13 protein-coding genes are annotated in these 20540 nt (G+C 64.7%); 6 read left to right on the top strand and 7 right to left on the bottom strand.

What is annotated here, in order from left to right:
- Positions 1–21: 21 nt before the first annotated feature.
- Both GA615_RS08945 and GA615_RS08940 read right to left on the bottom strand, forming a co-directional pair.
- On the bottom strand, positions 22–1050 hold the full coding sequence (locus GA615_RS08945) for a methionine synthase (RefSeq protein WP_152050951.1): 1029 nt from the start codon (positions 1048–1050) through the stop codon (positions 22–24).
- A 47-nt stretch (positions 1051–1097) separates the two neighbouring features.
- Positions 1098–3104 (bottom strand): M1 family metallopeptidase, encoded by a 2007-nt coding sequence (locus GA615_RS08940; protein WP_235905257.1) that lies wholly within the window; start codon positions 3102–3104, stop codon positions 1098–1100.
- Between the two features lie 792 nt (positions 3105–3896).
- On the opposite strand from GA615_RS08940, the gene GA615_RS08935 reads away from it, so the two are divergent.
- From GA615_RS08935 to GA615_RS08915, 5 genes are all read left to right on the top strand, one after another.
- Entirely contained in the window at positions 3897–5198 is a 1302-nt protein-coding gene (locus GA615_RS08935) for a DUF1501 domain-containing protein (RefSeq protein ID WP_152050950.1), read from the top strand.
- A gap of 103 nt (positions 5199–5301) precedes the next feature.
- Positions 5302–5913 carry a Uma2 family endonuclease gene (locus GA615_RS08930; protein ID WP_161602243.1) on the top strand — a complete coding sequence of 204 codons (612 nt, stop codon included), beginning with the start codon at positions 5302–5304 and terminating at the stop codon, positions 5911–5913.
- Between the two features lie 80 nt (positions 5914–5993).
- Positions 5994–8426, top strand: coding sequence for a PPC domain-containing protein (locus GA615_RS08925; RefSeq protein ID WP_152050948.1), 2433 nt, complete (start codon positions 5994–5996; stop codon positions 8424–8426).
- 114 nt (positions 8427–8540) lie between these two features.
- Positions 8541–10988 (top strand): DUF1549 domain-containing protein, encoded by a 2448-nt coding sequence (locus GA615_RS08920; RefSeq protein WP_152050947.1) that lies wholly within the window; start codon positions 8541–8543, stop codon positions 10986–10988.
- A 123-nt stretch (positions 10989–11111) separates the two neighbouring features.
- The gene (locus GA615_RS08915; RefSeq protein WP_152050946.1) at positions 11112–13271 is read left to right on the top strand and encodes a WD40 domain-containing protein; all 2160 of its coding nucleotides are present in this window, start codon (positions 11112–11114) and stop codon (positions 13269–13271) included.
- Positions 13272–13403: 132 nt separating this feature from the next.
- Here the strand turns inward: GA615_RS08915 and GA615_RS08910 are convergent, their stop codons facing one another.
- From GA615_RS08910 to GA615_RS08890, 5 genes are all read right to left on the bottom strand, one after another.
- Positions 13404–15173: a hypothetical protein gene (locus GA615_RS08910; RefSeq protein WP_152050945.1), complete on the bottom strand. Its 1770-nt coding sequence runs from the start codon at positions 15171–15173 to the stop codon at positions 13404–13406.
- A gap of 58 nt (positions 15174–15231) precedes the next feature.
- Positions 15232–15975 (bottom strand): anti-sigma factor family protein, encoded by a 744-nt coding sequence (locus tag GA615_RS08905; protein WP_152050944.1) that lies wholly within the window; start codon positions 15973–15975, stop codon positions 15232–15234.
- A 157-nt stretch (positions 15976–16132) separates the two neighbouring features.
- On the bottom strand, positions 16133–16669 hold the full coding sequence (locus GA615_RS08900; RefSeq protein WP_152050943.1) for an RNA polymerase sigma factor: 537 nt from the start codon (positions 16667–16669) through the stop codon (positions 16133–16135).
- 18 nt (positions 16670–16687) lie between these two features.
- Positions 16688–17071, bottom strand: coding sequence for a hypothetical protein (locus GA615_RS08895; RefSeq protein WP_152050942.1), 384 nt, complete (start codon positions 17069–17071; stop codon positions 16688–16690).
- Positions 17055–17780 carry a radical SAM protein gene (locus GA615_RS08890; protein ID WP_235905254.1) on the bottom strand — a complete coding sequence of 242 codons (726 nt, stop codon included), beginning with the start codon at positions 17778–17780 and terminating at the stop codon, positions 17055–17057. The genes GA615_RS08895 and GA615_RS08890 overlap by 17 nt, the downstream gene beginning before the upstream one ends.
- Positions 17781–18091: 311 nt before the next feature.
- Between GA615_RS08890 and GA615_RS08885 the strand changes: the two genes are divergently transcribed.
- Positions 18092–20350: a redoxin domain-containing protein gene (locus GA615_RS08885; protein WP_152050940.1), complete on the top strand. Its 2259-nt coding sequence runs from the start codon at positions 18092–18094 to the stop codon at positions 20348–20350.
- Positions 20351–20540: the final 190 nt, after the last annotated feature.

Raw genomic sequence — 20540 nt, 5'->3', positions numbered from 1 at the left:
CCAGGTCGTTCCGCCAAGCCCTCAACCCTTGCCCAGTTCACGACGAACGGCGCGAACCCCCTCCACCATCGCCTTTGCCTTGCCCACGGCCACGTGCCGGGCCGTCTGAGAGAAGCCACAATCGGGAGTGACCGAAACGCGAGACGCATCCACATGCTTGAGAACGGACCTCAACCGATCCGCCACCAGTTCGTTCGGTTCGATCCACGTGTTTTTGACATCCACCAGACCAACCGCCACGTCCATCGACTCCGGCAATTCAGCCAGCAATTCGATCTCCGCCATCTCCCGGCTGGCAAACTCCATCGCGAGTTGATTCACCTTCGCCTTCCCGATATGAGGAAAGAGCGGCCGGTACGATCGCCAGCCGACGGCCCTCGCCCGGTAATTCCCGAAGCACATGTGCATGCTCACGTACGCATTCACTCCCTCGACGGTTCGGGCCACGATGTCGAGGAAGACCTCCGGGTTGTCCGGGTGGCAGGCGAAGCTCGGCTCATCGAGTTGAAGAAAATCCACTCCCTCGGCGACCAGGGCCTTCAACTCGGCGTTGACAATCGGTACGAGGGCTTCTGTCACGCTCATCCGGTCGGGATAGACTTCCCCCCCGTTGATGCAACCTGCCAACGTAAACGGACCGGGCACGGGCATCTTCGTAGGGGCGTCGGTGACGAGGCGGAAACGCCGAAGCTCCTCGACCGTACCGAGCCCCTTCGAAGCCGCAAGCGGCGCGACACAGCGGTACTTGCTCCGCTGGTCGTGAGCCGGAGCCCCCCAGAGACGAGCCGTCGGCAAGGGCTCAATCCCCTCCAGGAAATCATAAAAGCCGAGGTTAAAGTCGACGCGTTGCACCTCGCCGTCGGTAATCCGGTCGAGGCCGGCCCGCAGTTGATCATCGACGACCACGCGCACCGCGTCGCGGACCGTTTCCTCCCGGTCGAGCGGGCCATAGCGCTCGGGACGGGCGGCGATGTCGGCGATGATCGCCTCGTACCAGCCGGGAAACGACCAGCTCCCGATGACGGTTGCGGGCAGAATGGGATCAGGCATGAGAAAGCTACCGAATCAAGAGGGCTTCACGGTCGAGGCCGGTCCGATCACCGATCGTCCGGCGTTCCGAGCAATCGGTCGATCGACTCGACGGCAATCGGATGATACTTCGAGCGGGCCATCGCATAGATCACCCGAGCCCGTTCGAGCTCGCCCGAGTCCACCATCGCCCCGTACAGGGGCATCAGGAACTTGCGACGGCCGATGGTTGTCAGAAAGCGATCGAGCCGGGCGTCCGCCTCGCCATAGCCGCTTCGGATCGCCAGTTCGAGCCACTTGCAGGCGATCTCAGCGTTCTCCCGCTGTGTGAGCATCAACGCCCGGTCCAGTTCGGCCACCCGATCAACGGCCAGATCGGCTGGCAAGGCCCCGAGGAAATGGAGCCACTCCTGCGTTGACCAATCGTCCGATCGTAATCGGTTTGCGTCGATCTCACCTTCGAGCCACGCCTGAACCTGACGATCGACCGCGACCAGCCGATCGGAGGTCGGCTCTTGAATCGCCGGCAGTCCCGGAGCGTCGAGCCAGGCGCGCAGATCGATCTGCTCCGCCGCCTCGGGGTCTTCGGCAACGAGATGCTCCATCAAGTACGCTTCGAACTGTTCCGCCGTGATGCTCTGGAAGGCGAAGTGGTCGAAGTAACCGCGGAGAAAGGCATCAAACCGCTCCCTTCCGAACGCCTGTTCCAGGGTTTTGAGAAACAAGGCCCCCTTGTCGTACGGCACGGAGGTTACATTGTCGTCCGGGTCGCGGCCCCAGAGGTCAATGTTGAGGACCTGATCACGCTCGTCCAGTTCGGCGAGCGTGGCGCGCAGTCCGGCCAGCGCCAGGACGTCTTCCATCGCGGCGAGATCGGGGCCGTAGACATCCTCGACGATCCGCCGTTCCAGGTAAGTGGTAAACCCCTCGTTGAGCCAGAAGTCGTCCCAGGTGGCGTTGGTCACAAGGTTTCCCGACCACGAATGCGCCAGCTCGTGCGCCACCAGGGAGACGAGCGAACGATCACCGGCCAGAATCGTCGGCGTGGCGAAGGTCAGCAGGGGATTCTCCATTCCCCCATACGGAAAGCTCGGTGGCAGGACGAGCAGATCGTACCGCCCCCACCGATACGGCCCAAAGCGTTGCTCGGTCGTCTCGATCATCGCCTCGGTATCGGCAAATTCGAAGGCAGCGGCCTCGATCAAGGCCGGCTCGGCATAAACCCCCGAGCGCTCTCCGAGCGGCCGGAATTCCAGGTCCCCCACCGCCAGGGCGATCAGATAGGGAGGAATCGGTCTTGGCATTGAAAAACCAAAACTCCCGGCCTCTTCAGCGGGGCCAGGTGGTGTCGGCGACGTGCCGAAATTCCCGAGGGCGCTCATCACTACCTTCAGGCCCGGCTGGCCGACCCGGATCTCCGCGTCGTATCGCACGCGAACGCCGGGGGAATCCTGGAGCGGGATCCACGATCTCGCATGAATCGCCTGACTTTGAGAGAAGAGGAACGGCTGCTTCCCCCCGGCCGTCTGCTCAGGGTCGAGCCACTGCAAGGCCGAGGCGGCCGGCTCCGTCCGGTAGGTCACGATGATTTCAAGAAGATCCCCCACCTGGACGACCAACGGCGTCCCGTGAATCGTGCTCCCGTCCGAGCGATCCCCCTGGGGAAAGAGGGTTCGCTCATTCTCCGGCACCTCAACGGTCACCAGGTCGAAGGGCAGGTCCACCAGGGTGCCGATTCCCACCACTCCCTGAACGCGGTCGATCTCAAGACCGTTTGTATCGAGCCACAATGCGGCATCCTCGGGACATTCAGGGGCACGGTCGAGCGACAGCCGCGCGGTTCCGGAAAGCCGCCGGGCCTCGAAGTCGACCTCCAGCGCCAGCTTGACCGCACTGACTCGAATCTGATGCGGATTTCCCCAGGAGTGGACGTCCACGTCTCCCGACGGTAGTCCGGCCCTTGATGGTGGGCGGCCCCCTTGCTGCGCCATCGAGGATCCGCCACCTCCCAGCACGAGCAGGAGCGTCACGATTCCTCCCAGAACCCGATTGGAGCCAATCCGTCCGACCCGCATCCGTGATCTCCTCGTTCCCGAACCTCGACGTTCCGGAGACGCTCGCTCAACCCGATCGCTCACCGCATGATCAAAGGGGTTACCGGTCGGCCCCTTTGGAATCGTTCGAGCTGTCCACGCTTCTTCGCCGTCCAGCGGAGGCCCTTGATCATGGATGACGGCAAGGGCCGAATCGATCGTTCTGCCCTTCGACAATCCAGCGGAACGCGCGTCGAGTCGAGGCCGAACCACTGTCACGAAAACCACCTTTCGGCTGTTGACTCTAACCTGCCCGTCATTCGGGCTCCAGAGAGCGTCGCAGTCGCGGTCATTTGTGAGAGACGTAGAGGCGCAACGGCGACCTCGGGGCACGTGTTCGACGCTTGAACCTCTGGCCGCCCCCTGCCCTCGGATTCCCAACCCAACCGCAACGTTCCTCCCGATCCTCCCTCAATCGTGTTATCTCTCGTGGTCGCAACGTGCTTCGTCCAGTCGCCTGTTCGACACAATCCAAAAATCCCGATTCTGTTCCAAAAATCCCCAACGTTGTCTTGCATCCATCCCGTACCTCTCGGTATGTTCAAACCGATTGTCTGTTAAACAAATCGCCGACATTGAGTGTGATGCCGAAGTCATCTGGTCGTAACGCTGCCCACCCCTCCCTCCTCATTCTTGATCGTTGCGATTGCACCCCGGTTTCCTCCCGCATGGCCCGGTCAGCCGCGACCTTGAGCTGATGGAGAGCGACAAGGTTTCGGATGGCCGTCGGAGGTTGCTCCCTCCTCATTCTTTCATCCCTCCAGGAGACGTCTGATGACCCCTCCGCTCCGCACGATCGGCCGCCGTGGGTTTCTAACTGTAGGCGCTTGCGGCTTCGGCCTGACCCTGACGGATCTGTTTCGCCTTCAGGCACGGGCCGAGCAAAAGGATTACGCACCGATCGAAGCCAAGGCTGATTCGGTCATCCACATCTTCCTGCCCGGCGGTCTGGCTCACCAGGAGTCGTTCGATCCGAAGCCTTATGCTCCGATCGAGTATCGGGGCGAGATGAACTCGATCGAGACAACGCTGCCGGGTGAACGCTTCAGCGAAACGCTCCCGCAGACCAGCCAGATCGCCGACAAGCTCACTATCATCCGCTCGATGACGCACGGCGAGGCCGCCCACGAGCGCGGAACGCACAACATGTTCACCGGCTACCGGCCCAGCCCGGCCTTGCAGTACCCGAGCATGGGCAGCGTCATCTCTCACGAGTACGGCCCCCGCAACAACTTGCCGCCCTACGTCTGCGTGCCAAACATGCCGAACGAGTACGCCGGCACCGGCTACCTCAGCTCAGCCTTCTCTCCGTTCGCCCTCGGCAGCGACCCGGCCAACAAGGGGTTCCGCGTTCAGGACCTTGATCTTCCCGGTGGGGTTGACGAGTCACGCTTCGCCACCCGACGCTCCGCACTCGACGCCGTCAACGACTATTTCCGTAAGCGCGAGTCGTCTGACGAACTGACCGCGATGGATTCGTTCTACGATCGGGCCTACAGCCTCATCAGCTCTCCCGACGCCCGAGCCGCCTTCGACATCAACGCCGAGCCCGAAGAGATTCGCAACGCCTACGGCATGAACCAGGCCGGCCAGCGGATGCTCATGGCCCGCCGCCTCGTCGCCGCAGGCGTCCGGATGGTTACCCTGACCTACGGTGGTTGGGACATGCACAATCAGGTCACCCGCAGCATGAAACGCCTCATGCCTGCCTTCGACCAGGCCTTCGCGGCCCTGATCAACGACCTCGATCGCACCGGCCTGCTTGACCGCACCCTCGTCATGGTCTCCAGCGAATTCGGCCGCACGCCGAAGATCAACCGAACCGCCGGGCGTGACCACTGGCCGAAGGTCTTCAGCGTGGCCCTGGCCGGCGGCGGGATCAAACGCGGCTACATCCACGGCGCCAGCAACTCCACCGCCAGCGACCCCGACCGCGACCCGGTCGGCCCCGAAGACCTGGCCAAGACCGTTTACAACCAGCTCGGCATCGTCGCCGACAAAGAATTGATGGCCCCCGGCGATCGACCGATCGAGATCGTCGACGGTGGCCGAGTGGTCGACGAGTTGCTCGCCTGATCTCCTTCCGGCGACAATCGAACGGGAACGATGGGGAGGGGTGTCCCACGATCACGGCCCCCTTCCCTCGTCGAACCCGTTGCTCGATCGAGGTCCCACGGCCATGCCGAACGTCCTTCTTTCTCGGGATCAGCTCCGACGCATCATCCGCAGGCGAAAGGAGTCCGGCGCCTACCGCTGGGATGAAGTCTGGGACGGAGTCTACGTCGTGTCTCCCGATCCGGATATTCAGCACCAGGGGCTTGCAGGCTATTTGCTTCATACGCTGATTGCGGCCGTCGGTCATCTCGACGGGATCAAGCTTTTTCCCTCGATCAACATCTCCGACCGCCCCGATCGCTGGCGGAAGAACTTCCGCTGCCCCGATGCCGCCGTCTTCCTCCCCGGCAACCCGGCAGAGAATCGCGGCGCCTACTGGCTGGGCGGCCCCGACTTCCTCATCGAGATCCTCAGCCCCGGCGACCGCGCCCGCCGCAAGCTCCCCTTTTACGCCAAGGTCGGAGTCCGAGAAGCCCTGATCGTCGACCGCAACCCGTGGCGCCTCGAACTCCATCGCCGCCTTGAGGATCGGTTCGTGCTCGCCGGAACATCGAGCCCGAGCGATCCGGAGCCGATCGCCAGTAACGTCCTCCCGCTCAGCTTCCGCCTCGTTCCAGGCGATCCGCGCCCCAGCATCGAAGTCATCCGTCACGACGGTGCCCGCTGGTTCGTTTGACGATGGCGCGATCCCCCCAGCTCCGCTCCGCTTCCGAACCCTGCTCTGCCGCCGCCTTCCTCCCCCCGCGAGAATCACCAATGCGCCCTTATTGCTTCCTTCCCGCCGCTGCCGTGGTGCTTCTGGTGGCCTCGGCCGCATCCGCCTCGTCTCCTGTCCTGAGCACGGTCTTGCCGGCGGGAGCCCAGCGAGGCACCGAGGTCGAGCTGACCCTCTCCGGCGATCGGCTCGCGGACGCCCAGGAAATCCTCTGGTACCAGCCGGGGATCGAGACGGTGAGCCTCGAAGCCGCCGACGAGAAGAACGTCAAGGCGACCATCCGGATTGCCGCCGATGCCCGCCTCGGCCTGTATGATCTCCGGGTCCGCACCGCCACGGGCATCAGCCACCTGCGAACGTTCAGCGTCGGCGCTTATCCCGAAATCGCAGAGGCGGCCGACGCCAATAGCAATTTCGAAGCCCCCCAGCCCATCCCCCTGAACGTCACCGTCATCGGCGTCGCCCAGAACGAGGACGACGACTTCTACGTCATCGAGGCCAGGAAAGGGGACCGGATCACCGCCGAGGTCGAGGGCATCCGGCTCGGAAAAACACTCTTTGACCCCTACGTCGCCATTCTCAACCCCCAGCGCTTCGAGCTGGTCCGCAGCGACGACGCCAGCCTCGTCCGCCAGGACCCCATCGTTCAGCTCATCGCCCCCGAAGACGGCCAGTACATCATCCAGGTCCGAGAAAGCGCCTACCAGGGCAACGGCAACTGCCATTACCGCCTCCATGTGGGCAACTTCCCTCGCCCCCGAGCCTTTGTCCCGGCCGGCGGCCCGATCGGTGAGACGATCGAGGTCCAGTGGATCGGCGACATCGAAGGGGATCGCACCCAGGCCGTCACCCTCCCCGACCATGCCGACCCGAACTTCGGCCTCCTCGCCGAGGATGACCGCGGCGTCTCCCCCGCTCCGTACGCCTTCCGCCTCAGCCCCTTTGGGAACGTGATCGAATCCGGCTCGACCAGCGAGCCCACTCCCTTCGCTCCCCCGATGGGCCTCAACGGCGTGATTCGAGAAGACGGTGAAACCGATCGCTTCAGCTTCGAGGCCAAGAACGGCCAGGTCTTCGACCTCCGCGTCTTCGCCCGTTCGCTCGGGTCGCCGCTCGATGCGGTCCTTGTCGTCTCCAAGAAGGCCGGTGGCAACGTCGGCGCGAACGACGACAGCGGCGGGCCGGATAGCTACTACCGCTTCACTGCTCCCGAGGATGGCGAGTACGTCGTCAGCATTCGCGACCATCTCCAAAAAGGCAGCCCGAACCACTTCTACCGCATCGAGGTCACGCCCGTTGAACCGAAGCTGACGATCAGTCCGCAGAACGAGAACCCCCAGATCGGCGTCGTGACCGCGTCGGTCCCTCGGGGAAATCGCCTCGCAATGCTCGTCAACGCCTCCCGGGCCGACTTCGGCGGCGACCTGGCCTTCTCGGCCGAGGGGCTCCCTCAAGGAATCGCCCTGGATGCCGACACCATGGCCGCCGGCATCGCCCAGATGCCCGTGCTCCTCTCAGCCTCGGCAGACGCTCCGGTGGCGGGAACGCTCGCCAACCTGACCGGCCGTCCGACCGATGAATCCCTCTCCGTACCCTCCGCGCTGGCTCACACCGTCGAACTGGTTCAGGGACGCAACAACATCCCGTTCTGGACCCGCTCCGTCGATCGGCTCGCCGTCAGCGTTTCCGAGGAAGCCCCCTTCTCCATTGAGGTCGTCGAGCCGAAGGTTCCCCTCGTCCGCAACGGGGCCATGCAGTTGAAGGTCGTGGCCACCCGCGCCGAAGGGTTCACCGCGCCGATTGCCGTTTCCCTCCCCTGGAATCCTCCTGGCATCGGCTCGGCCGGTGGCGTGTCGATTCCCGAAGGGCAGAATGAAGCCCTCATCCCCTTGAATGCCGCCGACAACGCCGGGCTGGCGACCTGGAAGATCGTTGTCAACGGCTCCTCGACCGGTCCGAAGGGCCCGGTCACCGTCAGCTCTCAGCTCGTTCCCCTGACGATCGCCGAGAAGTTCCTGACCTTTGAGTTCGAGCGGGCCGCCGCCGAACAAGGCAGCGAAGCCCCCTTGCTCGTGAAGGTCAATCAGATCACTCCGTTCGACGGCGAAGCAACCGTCACCCTCGTCGGCCTGCCCAACGCCGCGACCGTCGAGCCGACGACGATCACCAAGGAGACCGAGGAAATCATCTTCCCGATCCAGACCGCCGCCGAAACTCCCGAAGGCACCCACAAGAACCTCTTCTGCCAGGTCGTCGTGACCCAGAACGGCGAACCGATCCTCCACAACCTCGGCTCCACCGAGCTTCGGGTCGATAAGCCCCTGCCCAAGGAAGCGCCGAAGGCCGAAGCCGCTCCCGCCCCCGAAGCTCCCAAGCCCGAGGCGAAGAAGCCCCTCAACCGCCTCGAACAGCTCCGCCTCGAACAGCAGCAACGTACCGAATCCACCGCGGGAGGCGACGATCCGGAACAATGATCGGATCGGATCGCTTCGCCCTTCGACCGGCCACCCTCTTCCCTCTGATCGATCATCGTCATGGATTCCGAATCACCGACCGCCCCGCGCAGCCGACGGCAGGAGACGCCAGCCATGCCCCCCTCGATCCGGACCTGCTTGACCGCCGCCTCCATCGCCCTGCTCGCCCTGACCGGCATGTCCAGGGCCGAGGAGCCGGCGATCGCCGAGCTTCAGGTCTTCCCTCCCCAAATCAATCTCTCCACCGACCGCGATCGGCAGTCGATCGTTGTTCAGGCCAACTTCACCAACGACACCACCCGCGACGTGACCTCCGAGGCCTCCTTCGCGCTGGCCGACCCCTCGCTCGTCCGAGTTGACGAGTCGCACACCTACCACCCGGTCGCCAACGGCTCGACCGTCCTGACCGTCTCCCTCGGCGATCAGAAGGTCGAGGTCCCCGTCACCGTCTCCCGGGCCGGCGAGATGCCCCCCTTGAGCTACCGGCTCGACGTGATGCCCGTGTTCATGAAGGCCGGTTGCAACTCGGGCGGTTGCCACGGGGCCGCTCGGGGGAAGGACGGCTTCCGCCTCTCGCTCTTCGGCTTCGATCCCGAAGGCGACTATCACCGCCTGCTCCGCGAGCTGCCCGGCCGTCGCATCAACCTTTCCGTGCCCGATGCCAGCACCGTCCTGGAAAAAGGGGCCGGACTTGTCCCCCACTCCGGCGGTCAGCTTTTCTCCACCGACAGCGAACTCTACGCGTCGATCCGTGAGTGGATCGCCAACGGTGCCCCCAACGACACCGTCGCGGAACTGCCCACCCTCACCGACGTCCAGCTCTACCCCAGTCGAGCCGTGCTTGACGGCAAGGGCTCAAGCCAGCAGATGACCGTCCGAGCCATTTACTCCGACGGCACCGACCGTGACGTCACCTCGCTGGCCGTCTTCAGCACCAACAACGACAACTCGGCCGCGGTCGATGGTGCCGGCCTCGTCACCGCCGGAGAGCAGGGCGAAGCCTTCATCATGGCCCGCTTCGAAACCTTCACCGTCGGCTCCCAGTTCCTCGTTCTGCCCAAGGGCCTCGAATTCGAGTACCCCGACGAACCCGAAGCCAATTACATCGACACCCTCGTCGCCAACAAGCTCCGCAAGATCCGGGTCGCTCCCTCCGAGGTCTGCTCCGATGAGACGTTCCTCCGGCGCGTCTCTCTCGACCTCGTCGGCCTCGTCCCCACCCGCGACGAATACCAGGCATTCCTCGACGATTCCGACCCCGACAAGCGTTCGAAGGTCATCGAAGAGTTACTCACCCGCAAGGAATTCTCCGAGATCTGGGTCCAGAAGTGGGCCGAGCTGCTCCAGGTCCGCACCGTGGCCAACCAGATCGAATACAAGGGGATGTACCTCTACTACAACTGGCTCGTCGAGCAGCTCTCCAACGACGTTCCCATGGACGTCATGACCCGCGAATTGCTCTCGGCCAGCGGTGGCACCTTCCAGAATCCCGCCACCAATTACTTCCTGAGTACCAACGACCGTCTCCTGATGGCCGAGAACGTCGCCCAGGTGTTCATGGGCATGCGCATTCAGTGCGCCCAGTGCCACAACCACCCGTTCGACCGCTGGACCCAGGACGACTACTACGGCTTCGTCGCCTTCTTCGCCCAGATCGGCCGCAAGCAAGGCGACGATTACCGCGAGACGATCATCTTCAACTCCGGCGGCGGCGAGACCAAGCACCCGGTCGACGGCCGCAACATGGCTCCCAAATTCCTCGGCGGCGAGACCCCCGACGTGAGCGGCAAGGACCGCCGTGAGGTGCTGGCCGATTGGCTCGCCTCTCCGGAAAACCCCTTCTTCGCCACCAGCTTCGTCAACCGGGTCTGGGCGCACTTCTTCGGCATCGGCATTGTCGAGCAAGTCGACGACTTCCGCGTCTCGAACCCCGCCTCGAACCCTGAGTTGCTCGACGAACTCGCCCGTCGCTTCACCGAGTCGGGCTATGATCTCAAGTCTCTTGTCCGAGACATCTGCAACAGCCGAACCTACCAGCGCGACACGGTCGCCAACGAGTCGAACGCCCACGACTCGGTCAACTTCGCCCGCGCCAACCTCCGGCGCATCAAGGCCGAGAACCTGCTCGACGTCATCAGCCAGGTGACCGATACCCAGGACAAGTTCCGCGGGCTCCCGCTCGGTGCCCGGGCCGTTCAAATCGCCGACGGCCGCTCCTCGAACTACTTCCTCACGACCTTCGGCCGCGCAACCCGCGAAACCGTCTGCTCGTGCGAGGTGAAGATGGAGCCAACCCTCTCGCAATCGCTCCACCTGCTCAACGGCTCGACCACCAACGCCAAGATCCGCTCCAGCCCCGTCCTCAAACAACTGGTCGAGAGCGACCTTTCCCCCGAAGACCTCATCTCCGACCTGTATGTCCGCTGCCTGAGCCGGAAACCGACCCCCGAGGAACGTGACCAGCTCTTGCCCCTCTTCGGCGAAGGCTCGAACCGGCAGCAGGCGCTTGAAGATGTCTTCTGGGCCTTGCTCAATAGCCGCGAGTTTATTTTCAACCACTGATTTGATACCCCGATGCTTCGCCATTGCGGGCCGAGCCCCTTCGCTTCGACTCGGCCCGCAATGGTCCCGCCCCTTCGATCATCCCCGGACTGGACCCGCCGACGTCTTGAGGTGTCTTCGCCGATGCGACCTTTTTCCCTCTCCACAGCCCTGACCGTGCTGCTCGGCGTTTCGGCCGGATTGGCCTCGGCCGAGGATGCCAAGCTCACCTTCACCGACAACGCCGCCAAGATCTTCCAGGCCCGCTGCAACACCTGCCACAACGCCGACAAGGCCTCCGGCGGCCTGAACCTCACCACCTACGCCAACATGATGGAAGGTGGCGGCTCCGGCTCCGTCATCGAACCGGGCTCCCCGGACGATAGCTGGCTCTTCCTGCTCGTCAACCACGACGAAACCCCCACCATGCCCCCGAACGCTCCGAAGATCCCCGAGGAGGAAATCGACATCCTCCGCAAGTGGATCGAGGCCGGGGCGCCGGAGAACTCCGGCAGCGTTGTAACCGTCAAGAAGAAGCCGAAGATGGAGTTCCAGCTCGACCCGTCGACCCTCGGCAAGCCGACGGGCGAGCCGGCCATGCCCCAGAGCTTGCCCACCGAGCCGGTTCTCGTCAACGACCGCCCCGGCGCGATCGTCGCCCTCGCGGCCAGCCCCTGGGCGCCTCTCATGGCAATCGGCCAGCACAAGCAGGTGCTCCTTTACGACACCGAGAACAAGAGCCTCGCCGCCATCCTGCCGTTTGACGAAGGTGACGTCCACGTCCTCCGTTTCTCCCGAGACGGCGACCTCCTGCTCGCCGGCGGCGGCCGAGGTGGTCAATCCGGCCGCGTGGTTGTCTGGGACGTGAAGACCGGCGAACGCCTGATCGAAGCTGGTCAGGAATACGACCTCGTTCTTGCCGCCGACATCAGCCCCGATCGCTCCCTGATCGCCCTCGGCGGGCCGAGCAAGGTTCTCCGCGTCTACCGGACCGACGACGACTCCCTCGTCTACGAGTCTCGGAAGCATACCGAGTGGGTCACCTCCGTCGCCTTCAGCCCCGATGGCGTCCTGCTCGCCTCGGGCGATCGCAACGGCGGCACCCTGGTCTGGGAGGCCCGCACTGGTCGGGAGTTCTACGTCCTCCCTGGCCACGGCGACATGGTCACCAGCATGGACTGGCGGCTCGATTCGAACGTCCTGGCCAGCGCCTCGCAGGACGCCTCGGTCAAGACCTGGGACATGTTCACCGGCAATCAGCTCAAGAGCTGGAACGCCCACGGCGGCGGCACCACCTCCGTTCGGTTCGCCAAGGACGGCCGCGTCGTCACCAGTGGCCGCGACCGCACCGTCAAGCTCTGGGATCAGGAAGGGAAGCAACTCAAGGCGTTCGGCGGGTTCAACGATCTCGCCCTTCAGGCCGCCATCGGGCACGATGAGAAGACCATCATCGCCGGCACCTTTGACGGAATCGTTCGCCTGTTCAACGGCGACGACGCCAGCCCGCTCGGCGACCTCCGCGCCAATCCGTTGACCGTCGCCTCTCGCCTCGAAGCCATTCGCCCCGAGGCCGAGGCCGCCCGGGCCGCCGCCAACACCGCCCTCGCTGAGTTGGAACCGCTCCGACAGGCCGCCGCCTCGACCGCCGAGGCGCTCGCCGCCGCCGAACAGCAGGTCCAGGCCGCCGAGGCCACCGCCGCTCAGGCCACCAAGGCCGTTGAGACCGCCGCGGCCGCGACCGCCGAAACGAACGCCGCCCACCAGGCCGCGGTCGCCTCCTTTCAGAAGGCCGCCGAGGCCGATGCCCAGGCCCTCGCCGCCCTCGGAAACGCCTCGCAGGCGGTTGCCGCCGCCGCCGAGGCAACCCGAGTCCTCACCGAGAAGGCCGCGACCGATCCCTCCGCCCTCCCCGAGGCCGAGGCCGCCCTCGCCCAACGGACCAAGGCCACCGAAGCCGTCGTCCCCGCACTCGCCGCCGTGATCGCCTCAGCCGACGCCGTGACCGCTGCCCGTACTCCCCTGGCCGACGCCGTCGCCCGGAAACAGGCCGCCGACACCGCCCTGGCCAACGCCCAGGCCGCCGCGAAGGCCGCGACCGACGCCCTTGGCCCGCTGAAGGCCGCCGTCGAGCAAGCCCAGCAAGCCCGAGCCGCCGCCGAGGCCGCCCTCGCCGCAAAGGCTCCCCCCGTCGAGGCCCTCGTGGCCACCGCCGAGCGTCTCGAAGCCCAGCGCGACGCCCTCGTCGCCGAACTGAACGCCCGGCAACCCGAACCGACGGCCGCCGCCGCGGCCAACGAGGAGTGATCTCCGTCCGACGGATCCGTTCCTGATCGGCTCCCTCTGCGCGGAACAGGGCTGAAACACTGTCAACGCATCGAAGGCCAGCGGGAATCATCGCCCGCTGGCCTTCGTGCGTTGCGATCCATCGGAGCCGCCTCAATCCTCGGCCACGATCAAGCCGACCCGCTGGTGAGCGATCGTCGCATCGGTCGAGAGGGAGGAAGTCGCGTATACCGCCCGAAAGAGCGGGAGAAGTTCAAAGAGAAGCTCCAGATCCTCACGGGTCGGTGCGTCGCCGTCGCCCTTGCCGGATCGCGTCATCATGAAGCGTTCCAGATCGTCCCGACGATCGAGCGCCAGGCGATGCAGCGACGCCAGGTCCAGATAGGCAAATGTCGATTCTTCCGGGAACAGGCGATCACGAGCCGCCAAGGCAGTCGGCAGTCCCTCTGCCCGCGCCGTGCTGGGGTCCGCCACGACCGAGGCCACAGCGTCGGGATCGGTCCCGAGCACGATCAATCCCCGGGCCACCGCAAACGCAACGCGCGGCGAGCCCGGTTCCTTGCCTACCATCAACGCCGAGATCTGGGCCCCTTCGCGCCACTGGTGCTCCAGGCGAAGCGGTGCCTCATCGTTAGTTTCATCGAGGCTGATGAAGGCCAGCACCGTCCGGAGGGCGTTCTCAATCGCCTCGGCCGCGGCGGGATCACCGATCGAGGCCACCAGCACCGCCGGCGCGCGTCGGATTGGCTGATCCGGCTCCGGAGCATGAACCCACCCGACGACTCCCGGCCCCATCGTCGGCAAGATTTCCTGGCGAAGGTCCCGGCCAAGCAGCAGGCCCCGGAACAGTTCCATCACCGTTTCGACGCGATCACGCTGCCCCTCCGGAACTGAGGCGACCGCCAGATCGAACACCGCCGGGGCGTCAACAAGGCCCGCGGCCGTCAGCAAGGCCGAGTCGGGAATCCGAGACAGCAGGGCCGAGGCGTCTCCCGATCGCGCTGCCCAGGATCGAACCGGATCAGGCAGGCGATCGGCGTCGAGGACTTCCACCATGTGCAAAACCGGACCCTCGCGCCACTCCAGCGCCAGCCCAAGCGATTCGATCGCCGCCAGGATCTCCCGCGCCGGCTCGGGCAATTCGTCCAGCGTCGTGTCTTCCGGATTGGCCCCGATCAGTCGAGCGACAAAGTCCGGATCGATGAACAGCGACAGCATCGCCTGATCGGGCAATCGATCGCGCAATCGATGAAGTGCCGAGTCGTCCGTCCATCGGGGAATGTCGGCACCAGCCCGCCGATCCATCACCCCCTTGAGCAAAGGTTCGCTATTGGTCCAGACAAAGCTGTCGTCATCCAGGACCACGAACGCCTCATCAGGCCGTCCGTCCTGGAACATCCGAACCGAATAGGAAATGCCGTTGTACTTGCGTTCCTCAACCCCTCGCAGCTTGCCCGAAGCGAGTTCCGCCGCATTGGCCACCCCGATGAATCGCTCCAGCAGAGCGCGATCGGTCACGACCGTCTGAAGCAGTCCTCGAGCCGCGTCAGGCGGTGCCTCGGGGGGCAGATGCAACGAAAGGACCACCGCCTGGCCCAGCAATCCGTCGATGAACTGCCCAAGCGACGCCCCGAGCGCCGCCTCAACGTCGCGGCGAGCCCGTTGCAGTTTCGCCCCCTCTTCGGAATCGAACCACTCCTGGACCGGCCCCAGTGCCCTCAATCCCCGCATCAGGGAGGAACTCTCCAGGCGGTCCAGATGCTCCCCGAGGTCCTCAACCACCAGAGCCATCGACGCCTCGGGCGGCACTCGCTCCAGGAGCCGATCCACCGGATCCTCGGCCGAGGCGACGCTCGGCTCGCCTGCGACCATCATCCAGACCGCCACCAGACACACCAAGCGAATCGAGTAGCAAACGGGCATCAATACGTTCTCCGGCCTCATTCAATCGAAGGGCCATGACGATTCGAAGGGGCGGGTCTCAGACTCCCCGTTCGGCTTTTGAGGAATCCTCAGGCGGAAGGAAGCTTGGCACGAGGAAACTAAACGCGCTGCGAGCCGGCTCAGAAAAGGGCTTCACCCCGGATTCGAGCCGAGAGCCAAGCCCTTTGACCAGGCGATCGGCCTGTCCTTTGTTTTCCTGCGGCGTGGTCGGCTCAGAAGGCGCCGGAAGCTCAGTGGTGGAGCCGAGCATTTCCCGCCCGAGCCTCGCGGCCGGTTCCGACGTCCGCCGGGCAATGGCCACGGTCACCTCGGCCATCTCAGCCACCGACTCGGTCAAGGGGCGCGGGGTCTCCTCAACCGTCACCACCGGAGCAGCCATCGGCGGCAACCGATCCGGCCGCTGATCCCCCCCTTCGCGTGGCGACCAGATCGCCCGAAGTCCGAAGACCGCCAGCAAGACCGCCGCGGCGACCGAGAACCGCCGCACGAGCGTGACCGAGCCTCGACGAACCGATCGCATCGGCAAGCGTTCCGGCCCACGATCCGCCTCGACCGCCGCGAGGACCCGAGCCGAAAGGCCCGCCGAAGGCTTGGGGGCCTCCAACCCGCTGATCGCCTGGGCCAGAGCCGAATAGCCGGCCACGCGAGCCCGGCATCGGGCGCAGACACTCAGATGCGACACCAGATCCACCGGCGATCGCTCCGAAGTGTCCGGCGAGGCGCCGGATCGGACCTCGTCGAGGCGGCGTTCCCAGAAGTGTTCGACCTCTCGACACGTCATCGCACACGCTCCCACGCCAGGCAGACCCGCGTGACCGACGGTTCGATTCGACCGCCAGGCCCCGCTGCGTGATCGACCCGAGGCCAGGCGGATCGAGCCATCATCGTCGGATGATTCGAGGGCATTCCAGTTCCCAACCCTTTCACCCATGCTCGGCTCAACAGATCACCCCCCGTCGCGTCAGGTCCTCGGCCAGCGAGGCCCGGGCGCGGTGCAACCAGGTCTTCACCGTACCGATCGGGCGATCCATGATCCGAGCAATCTCCTCATAAGGAAGCCCCTGTTCATGATAGAGACTGAAGACCAATCGGTAATCCGGCCGAAGCCGATCCAGCGCTCGAAGCAACTCGCCGGCCAGGTCGTCCGGGTCAGACAGTCCGGGCCGATGATCGGCCTGGTCGTCGGGGGGTTCAACCGGAGCAGGTCGACGCGACCGACGCCCCAGGGCCGTCCGACACCGATTGGCCGCAATCCCCAGGAGCCAGGGACGCAACGGCCGGTCAGCATCGAAGGCATGAACCGATCTCAAGGCGCGGACGAACGTCTCCTGAACGACGTCCTCCGCGTCCTGACGATGGCCGAGCATTCGCAAGCAGAGGCCGAAAACGACACCTTGGTACTGTTCGATGAGCGCGGCGGGAGCCGAGGGGTCGCCGGCTCGCAAGGCATCGACCAGTCCTCGATCGTCATCCATCGGCGCTCGGCCCTCGATCTACTTCGGGTCCTCGACGGGCCGGTCATCATCAGTTACCCGGACACCAGGGGATCCCGTTTCAGCAAATTCGTCCGCCGACGGGATTTCTTCAGGAGATTTCGCTGCCGCTTCCTCATCGTCTTGCAACAGCGGCCCGCCGTCTCGGGGCATGCGCCACACAAAGTTGACGATGATCAGGATCAAGCCGAGCATGACCCCGTTTGCAATCGTCACCAAGCCTTTGGTTCCGGGAAGCTCTCTCCAGAGGACCGACAGCGCTGGAATCGATCCTCCCGACAGCAAGAGCCAGCCCAGCACCAGGGCGATGACCACCAGCGGTCCCATTCGCCCCCAGCCCGATCCGCCCCCGGCCGCTTCTCCTTCGTCAGACCCCTCGTGCATCGGGCCCCCAGAGTTGCTTGTGCAACTGGACCTGTAACCGGAGCGGCAGGCCGCTTTCCAGGATCCAGGTCGCAAGCGACGCCGGCTCGACCTTCCCGTGCGCCGGACTGATCAGCACCTCGCAACGCTCGGTCAGGTGATGAGCCCGAATGTGACCGACGGTCCAGTCAAAATCGGCTCGATCACAGACGACCACTTTGACCTCGTCGGTGGGCTTGAGCTTTGGCAGGTTTTCCCAAAGGTTGGCGTCGACCTCTCCCGAGCCCGGCGTCTTCAGATCGAGAATGATCCGGACCCTCGGGTCCACCGGCCCGATGTCGCACGCGCCACTCGTTTCGAGCAAGACCAGATGGCCCGAATCGGCCAGCCGGGTCATCAGGGGGAAGACCTCCGGCTGAAGCAACGGCTCTCCTCCGGTGACCTCGATCACATCGCCGGGCGCGGCCAGTGCGAGCGTCTGCTCGACCAGATCCTCGACGGCGATCGGCTCGCCCCGGTGAAAGGCGTGCGGAGTATCGCAATACGAACAGCGCAGGTGACAGGCCGTCAACCGAACGAACACACAGGGTAATCCGGCCCAGGTTCCTTCCCCCTGGAGGCTCCGATAGACCTCGTGAATCACCAGGGTTCCCGCTCGTTTGGCCAGCAACGGCTTCAAACGGTGATCCTGACGAGAACCGGCGATGGGCAGCGGGATCGGGGCACTCAACGGTCGCTCCGGATCGGGGAAAGCCAACACTACGACGCAAGAGGAAGCAGGTTCGTCATTGTACACGCCTTCGACCCAAAAGGTCAGGCTCTGAACTTCGCAAAGCCTCGCCAGTGTTCGAATTCAATCCCGCAGCCCTCTTGATTTCTCCAACCCCTCCACCAATCCTCCCATGCGTGACCGTCGGGAGAGATTCCTCGCTCTCCATTCAATCCCCCCCTGGCAACTCTCCCTGCGATCCAATTAAGATTGAACCTCGCGCCCGCTCCTCGATCCATCCTTTCTGCCGACCGACCCCGGAGCCCCTCGCCATGCTCAGCCGCCTGACCCTTTCACTGGTCTTCCTGCTCGGTGTCGGCCTGATGGTTCGGGCCGAAGACGACCCCCTCCCCGAAGGACACTCCAACCACGGCGAAGCCTTCAACGAAGGCCCCCGCCAGGCCGGATACCTCATGGAAGGTCAGGGATCCGTCGAGTTCCCCATCACGACCGAGTCGGCCGAGGTCCAGGCGCTCGTCAATCAAGGCGTCGCCCAGCTCCACGTCTTCTTCTACTTTGAGGCCGAGCGATCCTTCCGACAGGCCAGCACCATCGAGCCCGAAAACCCCATGCTCTACTGGGGCATGGCCATGTCCAACGCCAATAACGCCGACCGGGCCAAGGGGTTCCTCAAGGTCGCCCGCGAAAAGGCCGAGGCCACCAAAATCTCTCGCCGTGAGCAGCTCTATCTCGACGCCCTCAGCGCCTTCTACAAGGAAGACGGCGACGACAAATCCCGACGACAGGGCTGGCTCAAAGGGCTTGAGAAAATCGTCCAGGAGTTCCGCGACGACCTCGACGCCCGCGCCTGGCTGGCCATGGTCACCTGGCAAAACGGCCGGCAAGACGGCATCGGCAGCCGAGAAGCCGTGAGCTTGCTCATCGACTCGGTCATCGAGAAAAATCCGCTCCACCCCGGCGCCCATCACTACAAGATCCACCTCTGGGACAAGCAGGACGATACCCAGGCCCTCGAATCCGCCGCCAGGTTCGCCGAGGCGTCTCCCGGCATCGCTCACGCCTGGCACATGCCCGGCCACACCTACACCAACCTGAAGCGCTACGCCGACGCCTCCTATCAGCAAGAAGGGTCCGCCCGCGTCGATCATGCCTACATGATCCGCGACCGCGTCATGCCCTTCATGATTCACAACTATTCCCACAACAATCAGTGGCTCTCTGAGAGTCTCACAAAGACCGGACGCTTCAACGACGCCGTCCTCGTCGCCCGAGACCTCGTCGAGCAGCCCCGCGACCCCAAGAAGAACAACGCCAAATCTGGCGGCCACCCCCAACGCGAAGGCCGTCGCCGATGGACCGAAGCCCTCATCGCCTTCGAGCGCTGGGACGACCTGCTCGACGCCACCGCCTCAGGCGCTCTCGACTGGTCCGACGAGCCGATCGAACAGCTCAAGCAGGCTCACTCCCTTGGCCTCGCCCATGCGGCCCGAGGCGATCTCAACGCCCTCGACGAGCAAATTGCCGCCCTCAAGGCCCTCCTCCCCCCGTCCGAAGAATCCTCAGATGAAGCGAAAGCCGACGAGGCGAAGGCCGACGACGAGTCCAAGGACAAACCCAAGCCCGCCCCCAAACTTCCCGGCCTCGACTCCGCCATCGCCGAGCTTGAAGGTCATCGCCACCTCCTGGCCGGCGAGACGGAAGCTGCCTTCGAATCCTTCGGCAATGCCAACGGCATGCGTCGCGAATCCCTCGCCCGCCTCTTACTGGCCGCCGGTCGAACGGACGAAGCGGTCGCCAAGGCCAAACAGGCCGTCGATCGAGCCCGAAACGAGGTCGCCCCGCTTGCGGCTCAGGTCGAGATCCTCGCCGCCGCCGGTCAGGTCGACGAGGCCCGAGCCGCCTATCTGTCCCTCCGCGAAATCGCTCGCGAAGCCGATCCTGACCTTCCCGTCTTCCAACGCATCAACGCCCAGCTCACCACCTGGAAGGAGCAGGACGGCTGGCAGCCCCCTGCGCTTGAGCCTCGAACCGACCTGGCCGCCGCATCTCGGATCGATCTCGACACCGTCGGCCCGCTCACCTGGTCTCCCTTTCCTGCCGAACCGCTCGAAGGGGTCGATACCGACGGCATCACCCACCGCCTGGAAGATTATCGCGGTCAGAACGTCTTGCTGATTTTCTACCTCGGTGGCGACTGTGCCCACTGCATGGAACAACTCATCGCCTTCAGCAAGGACATCGACCGCATCCGCGATACGGGCACGGTCGTTCTCGCCGTCAGCACCGATGACCTCGAACGTACCACCGCCCTAAAAACCAACGGTGAGGTCGAGTTCACCATGCCCCTGCTCTCCGACCCCGACCTGGCCGCGTTCCGACGCTACGGCGCCTTCGACGATTTCGAAGACATGCCGCTCCATGGCACCTTCCTCATCGACGCTCAGGGGAACCTTCGCTACCAGGACATCTCCTGGCAGCCCTTCCTCGACGTCGATTTCGTCGTCTCCGAGCTATCTCGGATCAACCGTCTCCTCGGCCGCATCCCCGCCCCCGTCGCCGCCAGCAACTGAGCGGCTCTTGATTTGCCTGGATCAAAGCAGCCACGTATTCCCTCGTTCGTAGGGGAAAGCGTGGCTTGCCGTCGATCGCCAGAGCATTCACGCTCCCTCTCCCCCGTCGCGGGGGAGAGGGTGGCCGCCAGGCCGGGTGAGGGGGACCGCGGCCAGCTCAAACCGATCCAACCACGCCCCCCTCCCTCGA

It is taken from the genome of Tautonia marina (assembly GCF_009177065.1).
Lineage (GTDB): Bacteria > Planctomycetota > Planctomycetia > Isosphaerales > Isosphaeraceae > Tautonia > Tautonia marina.
The sequence above is the reverse complement of the archived record's forward strand: the minus strand, read 5'-3'. Positions and strand labels throughout refer to the sequence as shown.